We start from the raw sequence: 15,291 nt of genomic DNA on the forward strand, positions 1-15,291 counted from the left end.
GCAGCCCCCGAATCGTGCCCGGCACCCACCGTCCTGCACTCGTGGTGACCCTGATCATCGCGATCGTGTCGGCGCTGTTCGCGGCGTCGTACAGCCTCGCGATCGCGGATCCGAAGCCCCATGGCGTGCCCATCGGACTCGTGTCGAGCACGGTGACGGCCGCCGAATTCCGCACGATGCTCGGCGAGCCGCCGGCGACGACGTTTCAGATCATCGCCTTCCCCACCGAGGCGCGGGCGCTGCACGCCATCGACGAGCAGGAGATCTACGGTGCGCTCGTCGACGGCGGAACGTCGTCCCGCCTGTACATCTCAAGTGCGTCGGGCGACTCGGTGGCCCGACTGCTCGAGGGGGATGCGCCTGTGATCGAGGCGGCGATCGGGCATCCGGTGACCGTCGTCGACAAACATCCGTTGACCGCGTCAGATCCGTCAGGGCTGGTGCTCTTCTACGTGCCGTTGGTCGCCGTGATCATCGGGTTCCTCGGTGCGGTGCAGACGCGCACCAACGCGCCGAAGCTCACACTGCGGGCCGAGCTCGCCTGGGACGTCGCACGGTCCGCACTGGCGGCTTTCGCCATCGTTCTGACGATCAGCATCCTGTTGCGGATCATGCGTCTGCCGTTCTTTCCCTCCTGGGGCGTTCTCGCGCTCACCATGCTGGTCGCGGGCATGACATACAGCGCGTTCCGGGTGCTTATCGGAGCACGCTGGGCGCTCCTGCCCACCTGGATCGTGTTCGTACTCATCAGCAACCCCGCTTCAGGGGGGCGGTCGCGCCGGCGCTCCTCCCGCCGTTCTACGAGTTCGTCGGGCGGTGGATGCCGACCGGAGCGGCTGTCAACGCCATCCGGGACCTCGCGTACTTTCCGAACAACCTGCATGCCGAGCCGTATATCGTGCTCCTCGTGTGGCTCGTGGTAACGACGACGGCGTTCGTCATGCTGCGGCTCTACCGATTCGGCCCTGGGGCCCCGAATGACCGCGTCAACGGGTTCGTCCGGCCGCTGGCACAGTCGTAGGGGTGACTCTCGTCAGCGTTCTCTGCCGACCCCCTCGGTCGGAGGAAGATGCTTGCCGCGATGGATCTCGTATGAGCGCGCTGTCCCGGGGGAATCCGGGTCGTCGATGATCGGCCGGTCAGCCATGAAAAGCCGGATGATGTGCGCGAGTTCACCCGGGTGGCTGAAATTGATCGCGTGCGCCGCGCCCTCGATGATCACGAGCAGAACGTGATTGTCCGTTCGGGAGGCGACCTGCTTCACCCGCGCCGGGCCCGGCATCAGCGGATCCCGGTTGCCGATCACGACGAGGGTCGGGATGTTCAACTCGAGCAAGCGCTCGAGTGACGGGTACTGCGTGAGGGCTCTGAACATCCTGAACGTGCTCGGGACGCCGAACCGCAGATAGTCGGGCGCTGCGACACGGATCATTCGGGGCGGCTCGCGTCCGCCGTCGCGGGCGAGCTGGCCGACGGCGCGGCCCAGGGGCTGATTGTGCAACCCGCCGGCCGGTGAGACGAGGATCGCCCTGTCGAGGCGCTCGGGGTGGTGATGGGCGAACTCCAGGATGACCGGGCAGCCCATCGAATTGCCGACCAGGGTGGCGGATCCGATCCCTCGGTCGTCGAGGAACCTCGCCGCGGCATGCGCAAGGTGGGGCACGTCGAGCGCGTGCGGCGGATTGCCGCTGCGGCCGTATCCCGGGAGATCGGGAACGAGAGTGTGGAACTCGTCGCGGAGCCGTTCGGCGGTGGGCAGGAGATAGCGACCGGAGAGGCCGAAGCCGTGGAGGTGCATCATCGCCGGCGCATCCGGCGGGTTAGGTGACTCCCGGTAGAAGACGTCGATGCCGTCGATGTTCGTCCAGCGCTCGGCGAGACTCGAAGCGGGACGCCGCGGAGTCTTCCGCTCCCGGCGGCGCGATTCGGCGGAGCTATTCGGATCGGTCGACACCGTCGGCTCACCTCCATGACAGACCTCGGCACGGGACCCGCGTGGCACGAGGACTCGCAGTCCCGACTCTGGCACAAACGTAGGCTTCGATGTCGCGCGGAGGCATCACCCGGTAGTGATGATGTTCACGCGCGGGCGGAGGCCGTGGGCCTCATCCCTCGTAGACCTCCTTGTAGACGGGGATGGTGTGCTGGAGTCGGACGGCGTTGGCACGCGGCTGCCCGAACTGGCTCTTCTTGACCTCGCGGTGGAAGGCCCACACCGGTAGCGACGGAACCGTGCCGTCGGGGTCGGTGTTCTGGCTCATGTTCCGGGTGCGGAATTTCTTGAAGGACTCGGGTGGCATGTTCCAGTTCATGTACGTGAGACCCTCCAGGTCGAGCGGTGTCGGCGAGGAGGCGGCGATTCCGGGCGCGGATGCGGCCCCTGAGCGCAGCTCCCGCCAGAATGCGTCGACGAGCATGAGCGACAGCACGAAGAACCGCTTCGACGGCGTGACGGAGAAGGTGCCCGACGTCCCCGCTGTCACCGAGAGTTCGGCATCGATCTCAGCAGTCACATCCCTCGGCAGGCGCCCGGCTTTGACGTGAGCCAGCACCGCATCGCGGAAGACCTTGTCGTGACGAACACCGCTTCCCGGGCCGGCGTCGAGCAGGTTGTCCTGCCCCGGCTGCTTGGGCAGCTTCGAGACGTAATGATCGATCCCCATGTTCACGTAGTAGTACGAGGAGCGCCAGATCGAGCGCGCGTCCGTGGCGCTCAGAGCGGAGACGGCCGGCCCGATCTGCGCCGTCGTGAGGCCTTCCTTCACCCAGATCGCCATGAGAAGCCAGGGCTCGACAGACTGGGAGGGATTCTCGGCCCAGGCACGATACGCCTGCTCGAACCGGTCGTCGGTGACGTTTCCCGCGAACGGATTGGGCTCGAGGAACGGGAAATCCCCACCCTTCTTTCCCACACCGGTCTCGGAAATGATGCGTGCGCGCGAGATCGAGGTCTGGCTGGTGGAACGGGCGACGTCCTTCCTCGCCTGCGTTACGTGTGTTGCAGCGAACGCGAGGCCCCGCTGGAGGATCGTCGCGCGAACGGCTGGATCGGTCGTCGCCAGGAAGGCGGGCTTGATCACCGAGAATCGGGCGTCTGTCGTCGGGACCGGTTGCGGGTTGGGCTGTGGATTCGGTTTCGGTTGTGGCTGCGGCTTCTTCTTCGCCTTCTTGGCGACGTGGTGTGCGAGCACGACCTGTTTCGCCGCCAAGCCGGCCGCCCCCGGGATGTATGTCCAGAGTTTCCATGTGCCACGCACATCCACGTGGATGTAGTTGCTGCCGATGCCGATCGCGAGGTCTTCGTCGACCGCGTCGATGGCGACCTGCGCCAATTGCTGGCCCGTGAGACCGAGCACCCGGATGTCGGCCGCCTGGCCTGACGCATGACGGGTGTTCCGCGGATGCCCGCCACGCGCTTCGGCGACCGCCATCGCCTGAGCCCAGCGACGGTATCCGGAGTCGACGTACACCGGGCGGCCGAGCCGCGAGCGGATGGCCTGCAGGACTCGCACGAGTTCGGGCGAGATGCGTGAATACGGTGAGGACTTGCCGCCCGTGGAGGAGAGCTCGCGCACGACGAAGTTCGTCGACAGGGCTCGACGGTGCAGGGATGCCGGGGTCGCCACGAGCGGGACGCCCGTCTTGTTCGGGTCGGCGTATCCGGGTTGCGCAGCGATCGCCGGCGGGGCGGCGGCCAGGGTGAGTCCTGACGGGTATGTGACACCGTTGGTCGCCTCGGACTGTTCGCCCTCACCACCCCACGAGTCGGCTTCCTCGTCTTCGAACTCCTCGGCCACCAGCTCTGCGAGCGAGACGACTTCGGTGTCGAGCGCTTCGAGGGCGAAGCGTGTTGGCGGCTCTTCGGTGTCGAAATACTCAGCTTCGGGTGACTCGGCTTCGGGTAACTCGGTGTCGAGGTACTCGGTGTCGAGGTACTCGGTGTGGAGATACTCAGGCTCGAACGACTCGGTGTCGAGATACTCCGATTCGAGTTCCCCGACATCCAGGCCTTCCGACTCTGAAAGCTGTTGCTCGGACTCCTCGGCTTCACCGGATTCGGCTTCTGCCTCATCGAGACCCTCGCCTTCGTCGTAGCTTTCGCCTTCGTCTTCGTCGTAGCTCTCGCCTTCGTCGTAGCTTTCGCTCTCGTCGTAGCTTTCGCTCTCGTCGTAGCTCTCGCCCTCGTCGTACGCCTCGTTCCCGGTCCAGGGCAACTCGGCCTCATACGCGTCCCAGGCGAGCGCCTCGGGAGCCTCCACGGACTCCCCCACCGTGAACTGCTCGCCGGCGAACGCCTCCTGCTGCAACCCGGGGGCCGGGGTGGTGCCGGTCAGGTCCGCCCCCGCATCCCCGAGCAGCGTGCCACCGTATCGCTTCGGGATCGTGCCGTGGTTATCCGTGGTCCGTTCGACGCGAAATCTTCCCCGCAGAGCAGCCGACGCCGGCACCGACAGCACCGCGCCGAGCCGACGCGCGAGCGACTCGCTCGACGGTTGCGTCGACTTCTTGCCGTCCGCACGGTAGAGAACGCGGAGCGCCGGCGGCGGGTCGGACGGTGACGCGATGTGATGGTTGACCCGTCGCTCCATCCAGTCGCCAAGCGCCGTGGACGCCTGGTACAGGGCGTCGAACACGAACACCTCGTCGGGATCGCTACTGCCCAAGATCGCCAGCATGGCCTTACCGCCACCCGAGTGCGCCGTCAGGATGAAGCGTCCGCGTGGCGCGCTGATCCCGGTCTTCGCGGTGAAGGCCGCCATCGCTGACGCGATCAGGGCGTCAATCCGGCCGCGCGCGGTGAGTGCCGGAAAGTCGTATCCGCGTCCCGAGGTGCCTCCGAAGAAGTCGCCTCGCGGCAGGATGGTCACCGTGGGTCGTGTTCTCGCGCCGAGCTCGAGCCCGCTGACCGGGAGCTTCTCGGTGTCCAGACGCATCGCCGCGCCGTTGGGCGAGTATCCGTGGAGGTGCACAACCACGTCGATCGCGGCCGGTGAACTCATCGCGTTCCAGCCGACGATGAGGTCAGGATGCGTTCCTCGATGCGATGCCAGAAGCGGCGAGTTCTGCACGACGAGCGAACCCCCACTCGTCGTCCCCGGAACGACGGGGATCGGCACAGGCGGGATCGGAGGGACGGGCACAGGATCCGGCGGCTTCGGCGCGGACTTCTTCGCCTTGCGATAAGCGTCGATCTCCGCGATTGCGCGGCGGCTCGCCTCGCCGCTGAGGTAGGTCCATCGTCCCCACTGGGGGCGAACGTCGACATGCGCGTAGTTGCCTCCGATGCCGACGCCGATTCGCGAGCCCCACACGTCGATGGCGAGCTTCGCGATCTGCATCCCCGTGTATCCGGGGATCGAGATGTCGGCGGCCTGCCCGGAACAATGACGGCTCAGGGTCGGCGGCTTTCCGTAGCCCTTGTAGACGACGCCGTTCCGCTTCCACGACCGGTATCCGGAGCTGATCTTCACGGGTTTCCCAGCACGCTCACGGATGCGCTGCAACAGCTCGACGAGCCGAGGCGAGATACGAGCCGGGTCGGCGTAGACGCCGCCGCTGCGAACGAGCTCGCCGACGGTGAAGTTCGGCGACAGCTTCTGGGAACGCACAGACGCACCGGTCGATAGCAGCGGGATGCCCGTGTTGTTCGGATCCCAGTGCTCCTGTCCCGCTCCCGTCGCTCCTGTGGTCTCCGTCAGCACGAGGCCGGACGGGAACACTTCGCTCTCCATGGCGGGACCTTCGAGCGTGAAGTCCTGGCCGAAGGACTCGTCGCTGCCGAAGCCCTCGCCCACGGTGAAGCCCTCGAAGCCCTCACCGACCGTGAAGCCTTCGAACCCTTCTCCGACCGTGAAGCCCTCGCCCACCGTGAACTGCTCCCCCGGCGTCACCTCGAACGGCGACTCGAACCCTCCGGGAACCGGCGGCTCGCCGAATGTCTGAGCCGGCATGATCCTCGCCCTCCTCTCAACGAACGAGCGCCGGACGCCGCTGCTGGGTGTCCACGGGCACCTTGCGTGCCTTCAGGTCGCGCCCTGCGGCGGACGACCACTCCGTGATCACCCGGCGGGTGTACGACCCGAGCGGCGTCACCGTCGAAGGGCCGGGCGCCACTGTGTCGTAGAGCACCCAGGCGAACTCGGGTCCCGTGACGATGTCGGCTTCGATGGTCCGCATCAGGATGGACAGGTCTTGCGCCATCGTGATCAGCGAGGTCGACTTCGAGTGGGCGGGCAGCCCGACGCGCTCGCCGAGCAGCCGCAGCCGGTCGCCCGCACTGGTGGCCTGCGATTTCAGGTCGACGACCACCGATGTGTTGGAGTCGAGTGTCAAGTTGAGCCAGCCGAGCACGGTCGCAGCCGCCAGTTCCTCCCGCGCGAGCACGGCGTTCTGTCGCCGCGAGCGGAGCACGTACTTCAACTCCTGGGTGATGGCGTAGATGCGGTCGTTGTCGGCCGAGTTCACGCCGGCGACGTTGCGCAGGTTGACCATCGCCTGCCACACCTCGTAGAGCAACTCCTCGAAGAGCCGCACGAACGTGGTGTTGGCCGCCGTCGCGCGCGCGAAGCTCGCCGGACGGTTGTCGTCCATCCCGAACGACAGGTCCATCCCGAACATCCGCCAGTATGCGTTTCGCCGCACCGCCTCGGCATCCGGTCGCACTGCACTCGTACTCAGCCACAGCGGCACAGGGTTCCAGGCGCCGAGCAGGAGCGCCTCGGTCGTGTCGAGCCAGCGCTGGGTCGCGACGGACGGGACACCGAGGCTCTCGCCTGAGCGGTACTCCTTCACCACCCGCGCGAAGATCTGGACCATCCGAGTGTTCTCGAGCGCATACGAGGCAAGGAAGTGATCCCACGCCGGCCCAGGCACAGGCAGATAGCCGCTGAACAGCCCCGTGGCGAACAATGCCGCGCGGGCGGGACCGGCCCGCATCCCGTTCGGAGCCCAGACGTCAGCGCTGTCCCAGACCTCCTCCATGTACAGGACGAGGTCGAGCGGATCTGCTTTGAGGACCGCCGCCGCCGCGTCGGCGGCATTGGCGATCGGGAGAACCGTGCCCGGCCCGGACGGCGGTGTGAGCAGACGGTTCGTCAGCTGCGGGATCATGATGGCATTCCCTCCTGGGTGAAGCCGGCTGCGCCGGTGGCGTCCGGCCCGCCTCGCGGGTCGTTCAGGAAGCCGACGTCGAACTCGCCGAGCGGCACCTGATAGGAGTCGGCCTGGATGCGCTGCTGCGTCGCCTGCAGGTTCACCAGCCGGAACTCGGTCGGGATGGGGAGCGGGATGTCGCCGTTCGGCGGCCGGAACTCGGTCAGCGGCTCGAGCTGCCCGATCACTCGCTCGAAGCCGTTCTCGAGCACCGTGCTGATCGCATCCAGACCGCTGACCAGGTAGAGGTCGCGTTGGCGGTCCTCATAGTCGCGACGGATCTGGGACTGCTCGCTGCGGAGCTGTTCGTACTGCTGGCGCAGAGCTTCGCGCTCCTCGGCGAGGCGATCGGCCTCGGCCGCGATCAGTTGTTCCATCGCCTCCAGCCGCTGCGTCGTATTGGGGCGCCCCGAGGAACCTCCCGGGGGAGCTGACTGGCTCATCTCTTCTCCGATCTCTCGTGTGCTTCTCGCACCGTCGTCATGCTGTCGTCATGCCGCCAGGGGCGCGGCCGTCATCCATTCGCGGGCCCGGGCGATCCACGCCGAGGCCTCGTCGGGTCGTTCCGCCTCACGCAGTCCCGCCAGTGCGACGATCCGGATGCCCTCGAGGCGTCGCCAGTGCGACGACGTCCAGAGCGCAGTTCCTGCCGTTCGTTCGAGCTCCGCCAGCGCCACAGGCGACACACGAGCGGGGTCGACGGCGCCACCGATCGGGCGCCCGCCGAGCCCCGGAACGGATGTGCGCAAACAGGTTGCGGCGATTGCGGGCATCCTTCGCCGTGACCGGGCGAGCAATTCCCGCACAGTCGGGTCGGCCCGCCGCAGCGGGAAACTCGTGACGACGGCCTCCTCGAGGTCGTCCCACGGGCCCGAACCGTAGACTCCGCGGCACATGGCGCACCCGAGGAGGGTTCGCAGCCAGCCGACAGGATGGGGATCCCCGATGGGCCAGCGGAGGATCGTGCGGGCATCGCCGACGACGTCGTAGAGGGCTGTGACGGAGGCGAAGCCGGTGTGGACGAACGCGAACACATCGGCGGCGATCTCCGACGCCCACGGGGTCCACATCGCACGCAGGGCCGGATCTCCCGAGAGTGCCCGGGCAAGGGTGGCCTGCAGGGCGGGCACCCAGCCGGTGACTGCCGCGACCTGGTGTCCCACCTCGTGGAACAGTGATGTCGGCCGATAGAGGTTGTGTCGCACGATCTTGATGGCGGCCACCGGGTTGATGCTGCCGGGCGCCCAGAGCCGGATATCCGCCCGCAGGATGGAAGCGCCCATCCCCTTGTCGACATATGTCAGAACGGGAATGGGAGCGTGCCCGGCCTGCGCGAGCACCGTCGCCATGCTCGCCGTGGCGAGTGCGTCGAGCGACTGCAGGGCTGCTCGCAGCTGCGGGCTCGTGCGCGACGAGACCGCGTCACCGAAGAAGTCGAGCGTGGTCTCCACCTGGCTGTAGCGGCGGCGCAGGTTCTGCACAGCGGCCATCGCCTCCGGCAGGGCGAGCGCGTCGCGCCTCGCGGCTCGGGTCATGGCGATGGTGGCTCGACCGATGTCGATCAATTCCTCCACGATGAGCTTGAGGTGCCGTCGCAACGGAATGCCGACGTAGATCTCGACGGATCGCCAGGCCGCCTCCGAAGCGAACTCCTCCGCGTCGAGGAACGTGGTCGCCGCTGCGACCCAGTGCGCACTCTGACGCTCCAGGTCGGCTGCGACCGCTCGAGTCGCGGCGTTGGCGATCATGGTTGCCGCCGCCCGGCCTTGGCCAAGATGGTGACGGTCGGCGTCGCGCGGAAAGCGGAGCCGGACGAGAGTGCCCCCAGCGACGCTGCGCTCAGGGAGCCCGCTGCAGCCTGTCGGATCAGATCGAGCCCCGGAACCGAGCGAATCGTCGCGGTGACAGTGACCCCGTTGCGCGGGTCCGCCGATGCCCGGGCGAACTCGGCGCTCGCGTCACGGGACCAGGTCGCGAACGCAGGCAGCAGCCAACGTCGCAGGGCGACGGTGAAGCCCGATATCGCAGCGGGTGCAATTCGATCGAGTACCCGAGGCAGCCGCGCTGTCGTCTCAGACTGCTCGAGCTCCGCGCGGATCCTCAACCGTCCTGTTCGGTGGGCGAACCGGCGCGCGAGACCGTCGTAGGCCTTCGTGAGCGCAGGGAGAAGCACGGCTTCCGCTCGTCCTTCGCGAATGGCCGCGGCAATCGCCTGTGTCTCAGACTCGGCGAAGAAGAGCCCGACGATGACCCGCGACGAGCGGGTGTCGACGACGACCCAGCCCTGCGAGGCTGCTCCGGCGCGCCCACCTTGTGCGATCCGGCCTCCGGATGCGCCCGATCCAGCGACCGGCAGCGCCATCTGATCGAGCGGCTCGAGCCAATAGAAGCGTTGTCCCGCGGCGACCCGCGCCCGGCTCTGCAGGAAGGCGGCGGGCACTGCCACGCCCATCCCCGGGTCTTTGAGAAGCAGGCCGGCCGCTTTCGGCGTCAACGGATGCAATTGCGAACTCGAGAGCCGCACACCGTTGCGGGTGCGCTCGATCGCCGCGATCCGTCGTAGGGACGTGCCGATCGTTGCCTGATAGACGTGGATGCGCACTCGCACCGGAAGTGTCAGACCCACGGCCCGCAGGCTTGCACCCAGGCTGACACCGCCGAACGTGTCGATTCCGTCGGCGATCGCCGCTGTCACCTCGACCTCGGGCGAACGGCTGTAGCGTCGATACGGGCCAACCGACCGAGCCTTGCGCGTGACGAACCGTCCACCGAGCTGGGCGCCTCGCTGCACGCCCGAACGCAACAGCGTCGGCGGGAAGTTGGCGCCGACGGATCGATCGAACGCCCGAGCAGTGGCCGCCTTCATCAGCGACTCGTCCTCGAGCTCGTACTCCGAGGTCTCGGCGAGCTGGCGGACGGTGTCCTCGATCGTGCCCGCCAACATGGTAGGCACGGCCTCCGACTCCAGTTCGGGTTCCATCTGCTCGAGCGAGATGAGTCGCAGACCTGTGTCGACGATCGCGGTCGACAGCGGTCCGGAGAGCTGCGGACCGACCCACTTGCCGATCAGCTTCCCGAGGAACTTGGCCAGGAAGCCGACCACCCGCGGACGTCCGACCAAATTGATCCCGATGCGCAGCGCGCCAAGCAGTGCCGGGATGAACTGCTCGACCGCCGGCGTGACCTCATCGGCGCTTCGCGCATTCGCGAGCGAATCGATGAGCCGCCCGCGCGCTTCAGCCAGCGTTTCCAGCTCGGTGCTCCCTTGCTCGGCCTCGCTCTCGCTCTCGCTCTCAGAGGCGAACGCGGTCTCCGACTCGCTGCCCCCATCCCCGGAGACCAGAGCTTCGGCGAGTGCCGCATCGAACGACTCCGTCAGAGCCTCGGTGTCGTGCGAGACGGCCGGCGAGATCGCGAACGACTCGCCCTCGCTGGCGGCTTCGAATGCCTCTGCCTCCGCGACGGTCTCGGCCTCACCGAACAGCTTCTTCGCGAGCAGTTGGGCCGGGGCTCGCAGCGGGGCCGGGAGGCGCCCGATCGCGAAGCTCAGCACGCGCTTGAGGAGCGGACGGACGAGCTTGAGGAGGCCCTTCAGTCCGGCTGTCAGCAGACCGCCGGCGGCCTTGCCAACCGTCTTAGCGGCCTTGGCAACGAAGCTGACGGCGCTGCGCGCCTTCTTGATCAGGCTGCCGATGAACTGCTCGCCCGCGGGCGAGACCTCGGACAACTCCGGCTCGACCCGGTCCATCAGCTCATCGAGCTGCTCCTCGGTGAGGGACTCCACATCCTGGCCGGCGAGCGTCTCGTTCAGGCGTTCGAGGTATTGCTCGGCGGCGAATTGAGTGGGGGCGAGATGTGCGGACGCGATCCGTTCGCGTTCGCCCGCAGTGGCCGGCGATTCGTCGGAGAACCGCTGTCCGATCGCGTCCTCCGTCTCGGCGAGCAGTTCAGACACCGCTTCGTCGAACGCTTCGTCGCGCACGGCTTCGAAAGCATTTTCGAGCAGGGCGTCCTGCTCACCCAGGGGCGACTCCCCTCCGCGAACGGCGTCAAGCCCTCTGCCCACGGCGAGAACGACGCCAGGCCGACGCCCGACGTCTCCTGCGTCTCCGACTCGCTCCCGGTCTCGCCAACCGACTCGCCGACCGTCTCACCGGTCACCTCGGCGAATGGCTGGCTCTCCAGGGTGAACTGCTCCTGGTCCCTGATGATCGTCATCGCGAACGCTCCCTCCGAACCTGCGTGGTCCCGGTCGTCTCACTGCACCAGACGGCCCGTCCTCTGCCGTATTGCGTGGCGACCGTTCTCCGTGCCGGTCTCGTCCGTCTGAGGGTGCCGGATGGTCGGCACGGCATCCCGGTTGCGTCGCGTACGCGTCCGCCTGGCGTCTCGGGAGCGTCGGGCAGGCGTCCGCTCTCCGCAGGACGCCGATGCCCCGAGTCCTCGGCGTCAGGCAGAGTGGACCGCGACCGCCGCGTTCACCACTCGCGCGAGCCGCGGATCCGGCTCGACACCGAGCTCTTCCTCGAGCGTGCGGGCGAAATTGCGGAACCGCACCGCGGCGGCGTGCCTGTTGCCTTCCCTCAGATGCGCTCGGATCAGGGCGTATGCAGCCGACTCGCGGAGTGGATCCGCGATGAGCGCTGCCGTGCCTGCCTGCGTGGCGAGGGCGTACATCCCTCGCTCGGTCATCGTGATGCAAGCCGCCTCGAGCGCCTGCACCCGGAGCAGGTGGAACGAAGCCTGCGCGGGGATCACCCACTCCTCGTTCCAGCCGGGGAGAAGATCGTGCGAGAGCCTCTCTATCTGGTCCATCGTGAGCGTACCGCCGTCGATCGCGTCACACGCCGCGGTGTGCAGTTCGGACAGGTCGACCTCGGCGTCCAGCTGGAGCTCGTCTCCGTCCGCGGTCACCCACCCGGCGGGTGTCTGCCAGATCGCGCGGCGCACGTTCGCTCGCGCCTGCGCCTCCGGTACATCCGCCCAAAGGATGCCGGCGACGAGTGAGCGTGGCGCCTCGATGCCATGAACGGCGAGGAATGCGAGGAGCCTGCGCGACGGCAGCGACAGTCGTGCGGCCGGGAAGACGCCGAGTCCTCCGACGACCGCCAAACGCCGAGTCGGCATCGTCATAACGGGCAGCTCTCTGCTGACGCGCCGCGCCTCGGGCCGGCGCCTGTTCCGTGCGACGCGAGCCCCTCCCCCGCCGCACGCAACAAGCGTGGACCTGCCGCTCTACCCACGTCAAGACGCAGCCCCGCATCCGTTTCTCGCATCGCCTCAACCGCACGCGGGCATCCAGAACACGCGCGCAAAACTTGCGTGGCGCTGACGCCAGTTGAACCCGTCCGCCGCGCTGACCGGCCGGCGGAGGCCGCAGGTCTATATTCTTTCCATGGCTGCAGTTCTCCGTCGGTGGAATCCTCTTGTGGTGTCTCTCGTAGCGGTTGGTGCGTTGGCCGTTTTCGGAGGTGTCATCGGAGCGGTGGTGACGAAAGCGGCAGCCGATCGCGTGTCGAACGCCGTCCCCGCCATGCAGACGCTCCCGGTTTACACCTACACCCAGTACACCCAGCACCTGCTCGTGCCCGATTATGCGGGTATCCGCGTCTGGGTTCTCCTCGCACTGTTAGGCATGATTGCCGCCTTGACGGGGCTCTTCATCGCGCGTGCTGCTCGACGTAGAGCTTGAGCGCCTTGAGCGTCCGTTCGCTCTCCATGGCGGCCATCCGGATGAGAACCGGCTGCATCATGCGGAGCATCCCGTGCGTCGTCATCTCGCCCACCCTCGTCAGATGTGTGCCGGACTCGGTGACATCGACGGTGTACCGGATGCGGGCGTCAAGGCTTCCTGACGGCTTCGCCTGATGGAACCGCAGCGTGTGGAAGGGAACGTCCTCGACGAGTTCGCCGGGCATCCGGCCAACCGTCGTGTGATCCTCGTAGGTGGATTCCGGATGGCCTGAAGGCTTTCCCGCCTTCGTCCCGCGGTAGACGGTGGAATGCCGAAGCCACGTCGGGTATGCGTCGATCGCTCGAAGCGCGTCGTACACATCCTGGACCGGAGCTCCGATGTCGATCTCATTCGTGAACTGGACCATGGTGCTTGTACTACACCTCGTGTCGCTCGGATGCCAGCGGTCTGAATCTCGGTCAGAGTTCCTGCCGCCGGAAGAGCAGGGTGGCAAGGGCGACCGCGATCGCGCAGATCAGGAGGGAGACCAGCACGGGCCACAGCAGTGATGCCGTCGATTCCCCGGATGCAAGCGTCGTCGCGCGTCCGAGGAGGCCGGCGGGCGAATAGTCGGCGATCGGTTTCCAGAGACCGCCGACCGAGAAGACGACGAACACGCCGAGCCCGGCACCCGCTGCACCCGCTGCCGACGGGATCAGGACGGAGAAGAACACCATCAGCGACAGGTAGACCAATGCCAGCACCAGCCAAGTGAGAGCGGCCGCCCACAATGACCCGCCCGGCGCATCGCCGAAGACGGCCGCTGACACGCCCCAGGTCACGAGAGTCCCGGCGATCAGGACCACCGAAAGGTAGAGACCGTGCACGACGGCCTTGGCGATGACGAACGCTGCCCGCGAGAGCGGCTTGGTCAGCACGAGCACGGCCGTTCCACCGCGTCGCTCGGACGAGACGATGCCGCCGTAGATGATGATCAGCGCGAAGAGCCCGATCTGCGAGAGGTTCTTGATCCACTGGGCGTATGCGTCGGACACCCTCGGCTCGGGCAGGCGCAAACCGGAGAACTGGTCGCCGGCGACAGCCGTGAGCAATTCGGGCGTGTACTTCGCCAACAGCGGGCCGGTCACCGCGAACAACAGAAAGATGGCCGGCAACACGTAGATCCGCCACGTGCGGAGGATCTCGAACGCTTCCTTGCGGCTGAAGACCAGGGCTGCTCTCATCGCTGGCGCTTTCCCACAAGCTCGACGAAGACATCCTCGAGAGTCAGCTCTCCCGCTTCGAGGCGGACGAGCCCCACGCCGAGCGCGTCGACCATCCCGGGGAGCTCATGCTGAGCGGCTGCGACATCGGCGACGGTGACGGTGAGCGACCCGGCTTCACGACCGACGTCGATCGTCCACGGTCGAGCGAGCAGCGCTGAGGCGAGCGCGTCGGAATCACCGGTGACTTCGATCAGGATGCGGTGCCTCCCGTACCGCGCCTTCAGCTCCGGGATGGGCGCCTGCGTCACCACGCGCCCTCTGTCGAGGATCGCGACCGAGTCGCACACCCGTTCCACATCGCCAAGGATGTGCGTCGAGAAGAAGATCGTCGTGCGACCGCGGAGCGAGTCGATCAGGTCGAGCACCTCCTTGCGCCCGATGGGGTCCAGTGCGCTCGTCGGCTCGTCCAGGAGAAGCAGTCGAGGAGCGTTGACGAGCGCCTGCGCGATCCCGAGGCGCTGGCGCATCCCGCGGGAGTACCCGCCGATCCGCGTGGTTACACCCTCGAGTCCCGCGGTATCGAGAAGCAGTGATGTGCGCTTCTTCAGAAGGCGCCTCTCCAACCCGAACAGGCCGCCGACGAAGTGCATGAACTCCTCGGCCGTCATCCAGTCGTAGAACGCCGGAACGTCGGGCAGAAAGCCCAGCTGCGCGCGAACGGCGTTGTCGGCCGTCGCGACATCCGAACCGAGGACCCGCACTGACCCGCTCGTCGGACGAGCAAGGCCTGTGACGAGCCTCAGCGTCGTCGTTTTGCCCGCGCCGTTGGGCCCGAGAAAGCCGAAGACCTCCCCTCCTCCACGGTCAGGGACACAGAGTCGAGGGCGCGCTTGCCCTTGTAGACCTTGGTCAGCTCCCGGGTCTCGAGCGCGACGGTCATCGGTCGTCAGACCGGTCAGCGGGGCCGTAGAGCTCGTCGGCGACCGAGGTGGGTGACGTCACGTGCCGCTCCTGCAGTGCAGGCGACGCGCCAGCATGCAGCGCAGGCTTGCGACCGACCACCAGGTACAGGATGGCGCCGATGAAATTCACCAGGATCGCAACCCAAACCCACTTGTTGTCGAACGTCACCCGTGCCCGCGGGCGACGCACGAGATCGACGATCGCGATCACATCCAGCACGCCGAGTACGACGACCACACCGGGCGGAAGGGAGTTGACACTCAGTTGTGCTCTCAT

14 protein-coding genes are annotated in these 15,291 nt (G+C 67.1%); 2 read left to right on the top strand and 12 right to left on the bottom strand.

Annotation, left to right across the window (positions count from 1 at the left end):
- The first annotated feature begins 14 nt into the window (after positions 1-14).
- Positions 15-923, top strand: coding sequence for a hypothetical protein (locus ACQ86A_RS11300; protein ID WP_431277158.1), 909 nt, complete (start codon positions 15-17; stop codon positions 921-923).
- A 110-nt stretch (positions 924-1,033) separates the two neighbouring features.
- Here ACQ86A_RS11300 and ACQ86A_RS11305 read toward each other — a convergent pair whose 3' ends face one another.
- The 7 genes from ACQ86A_RS11305 to ACQ86A_RS11335 form a co-directional block, all read right to left on the bottom strand.
- Positions 1,034-1,954, bottom strand: coding sequence for an alpha/beta fold hydrolase (locus ACQ86A_RS11305; RefSeq protein ID WP_431277159.1), 921 nt, complete (start codon positions 1,952-1,954; stop codon positions 1,034-1,036).
- Between the two features lie 151 nt (positions 1,955-2,105).
- A complete protein-coding gene (locus tag ACQ86A_RS11310) occupies positions 2,106-5,951 on the bottom strand; it encodes a YcbK family protein (RefSeq protein ID WP_431277160.1) in 3,846 nt (1,281 codons plus the stop codon).
- 16 nt (positions 5,952-5,967) lie between these two features.
- A complete protein-coding gene (locus ACQ86A_RS11315) occupies positions 5,968-7,110 on the bottom strand; it encodes a hypothetical protein (protein WP_431277161.1) in 1,143 nt (380 codons plus the stop codon).
- Positions 7,107-7,529, bottom strand: coding sequence for a hypothetical protein (locus ACQ86A_RS11320; RefSeq protein WP_431277162.1), 423 nt, complete (start codon positions 7,527-7,529; stop codon positions 7,107-7,109). Before ACQ86A_RS11320 ends, ACQ86A_RS11315 begins: the two co-directional genes overlap by 4 nt.
- A 114-nt stretch (positions 7,530-7,643) precedes the next feature.
- Positions 7,644-8,900 (bottom strand): hypothetical protein, encoded by a 1,257-nt coding sequence (locus tag ACQ86A_RS11325; RefSeq protein WP_431277163.1) that lies wholly within the window; start codon positions 8,898-8,900, stop codon positions 7,644-7,646.
- The gene (locus tag ACQ86A_RS11330) at positions 8,897-11,218 is read right to left on the bottom strand and encodes a hypothetical protein (RefSeq protein WP_431277164.1); all 2,322 of its coding nucleotides are present in this window, start codon (positions 11,216-11,218) and stop codon (positions 8,897-8,899) included. Before ACQ86A_RS11330 ends, ACQ86A_RS11325 begins: the two co-directional genes overlap by 4 nt.
- A gap of 383 nt (positions 11,219-11,601) precedes the next feature.
- On the bottom strand, positions 11,602-12,264 hold the full coding sequence (locus ACQ86A_RS11335; protein WP_431277165.1) for an AfsR/SARP family transcriptional regulator: 663 nt from the start codon (positions 12,262-12,264) through the stop codon (positions 11,602-11,604).
- A gap of 283 nt (positions 12,265-12,547) precedes the next feature.
- Here ACQ86A_RS11335 and ACQ86A_RS11340 point away from each other — a divergent pair, with 283 nt between their 5' ends.
- On the top strand, positions 12,548-12,844 hold the full coding sequence (locus ACQ86A_RS11340) for a hypothetical protein (protein ID WP_431277166.1): 297 nt from the start codon (positions 12,548-12,550) through the stop codon (positions 12,842-12,844).
- Here ACQ86A_RS11340 and ACQ86A_RS11345 read toward each other — a convergent pair.
- Genes ACQ86A_RS11345 through ACQ86A_RS11365 form a run of 5 tightly spaced genes read right to left on the bottom strand, consistent with a single transcriptional unit; the run spans position 12,813 to position 15,291 of the window.
- Positions 12,813-13,253: an SRPBCC family protein gene (locus ACQ86A_RS11345; protein ID WP_431277167.1), complete on the bottom strand. Its 441-nt coding sequence runs from the start codon at positions 13,251-13,253 to the stop codon at positions 12,813-12,815. The two genes, ACQ86A_RS11340 and ACQ86A_RS11345, sit on opposite strands and share 32 nt — an antisense overlap.
- A gap of 52 nt (positions 13,254-13,305) precedes the next feature.
- The gene (locus ACQ86A_RS11350) at positions 13,306-14,070 is read right to left on the bottom strand and encodes an ABC transporter permease (protein ID WP_431277168.1); all 765 of its coding nucleotides are present in this window, start codon (positions 14,068-14,070) and stop codon (positions 13,306-13,308) included.
- The gene (locus tag ACQ86A_RS11355) at positions 14,067-14,855 is read right to left on the bottom strand and encodes an ATP-binding cassette domain-containing protein (protein WP_431280431.1); all 789 of its coding nucleotides are present in this window, start codon (positions 14,853-14,855) and stop codon (positions 14,067-14,069) included. The genes ACQ86A_RS11350 and ACQ86A_RS11355 overlap by 4 nt, the downstream gene beginning before the upstream one ends.
- Positions 14,852-14,992, bottom strand: a complete 141-nt coding sequence (locus tag ACQ86A_RS11360) for a hypothetical protein (protein ID WP_431277169.1) — start codon at positions 14,990-14,992, stop codon at positions 14,852-14,854. Before ACQ86A_RS11360 ends, ACQ86A_RS11355 begins: the two co-directional genes overlap by 4 nt.
- Positions 14,989-15,291 carry a PLD nuclease N-terminal domain-containing protein gene (locus tag ACQ86A_RS11365; RefSeq protein WP_431277170.1) on the bottom strand — a complete coding sequence of 101 codons (303 nt, stop codon included), beginning with the start codon at positions 15,289-15,291 and terminating at the stop codon, positions 14,989-14,991. The genes ACQ86A_RS11360 and ACQ86A_RS11365 overlap by 4 nt, the downstream gene beginning before the upstream one ends.

This window comes from Leifsonia poae (assembly GCF_050632195.1).
GTDB classification, from domain to species: Bacteria; Actinomycetota; Actinomycetes; order Actinomycetales; family Microbacteriaceae; genus Leifsonia; species Leifsonia poae_C.

Excerpts from the sequence above, each read along its gene's own strand:
- ACQ86A_RS11310 (WP_431277160.1), bottom strand. The coding sequence starts at position 5,951 with ATGCCGGCTCAGACATTCGGCGAGCCGCCGGTTCCCGGAGGGTTCGAG.
- ACQ86A_RS11325 (WP_431277163.1), bottom strand. The coding sequence starts at position 8,900 with ATGATCGCCAACGCCGCGACTCGAGCGGTCGCAGCCGACCTGGAGCGT.
- ACQ86A_RS11360 (WP_431277169.1), bottom strand. The coding sequence starts at position 14,992 with ATGACCGTCGCGCTCGAGACCCGGGAGCTGACCAAGGTCTACAAGGGC.
- ACQ86A_RS11365 (WP_431277170.1), bottom strand. The coding sequence starts at position 15,291 with ATGAGAGCACAACTGAGTGTCAACTCCCTTCCGCCCGGTGTGGTCGTC.
- ACQ86A_RS11315 (WP_431277161.1), bottom strand. The coding sequence starts at position 7,110 with ATGATCCCGCAGCTGACGAACCGTCTGCTCACACCGCCGTCCGGGCCG.
- ACQ86A_RS11350 (WP_431277168.1), bottom strand. The coding sequence starts at position 14,070 with ATGAGAGCAGCCCTGGTCTTCAGCCGCAAGGAAGCGTTCGAGATCCTC.
- ACQ86A_RS11345 (WP_431277167.1), bottom strand. The coding sequence starts at position 13,253 with ATGGTCCAGTTCACGAATGAGATCGACATCGGAGCTCCGGTCCAGGAT.
- ACQ86A_RS11340 (WP_431277166.1), top strand. The coding sequence starts at position 12,548 with ATGGCTGCAGTTCTCCGTCGGTGGAATCCTCTTGTGGTGTCTCTCGTA.
- ACQ86A_RS11320 (WP_431277162.1), bottom strand. The coding sequence starts at position 7,529 with ATGGAACAACTGATCGCGGCCGAGGCCGATCGCCTCGCCGAGGAGCGC.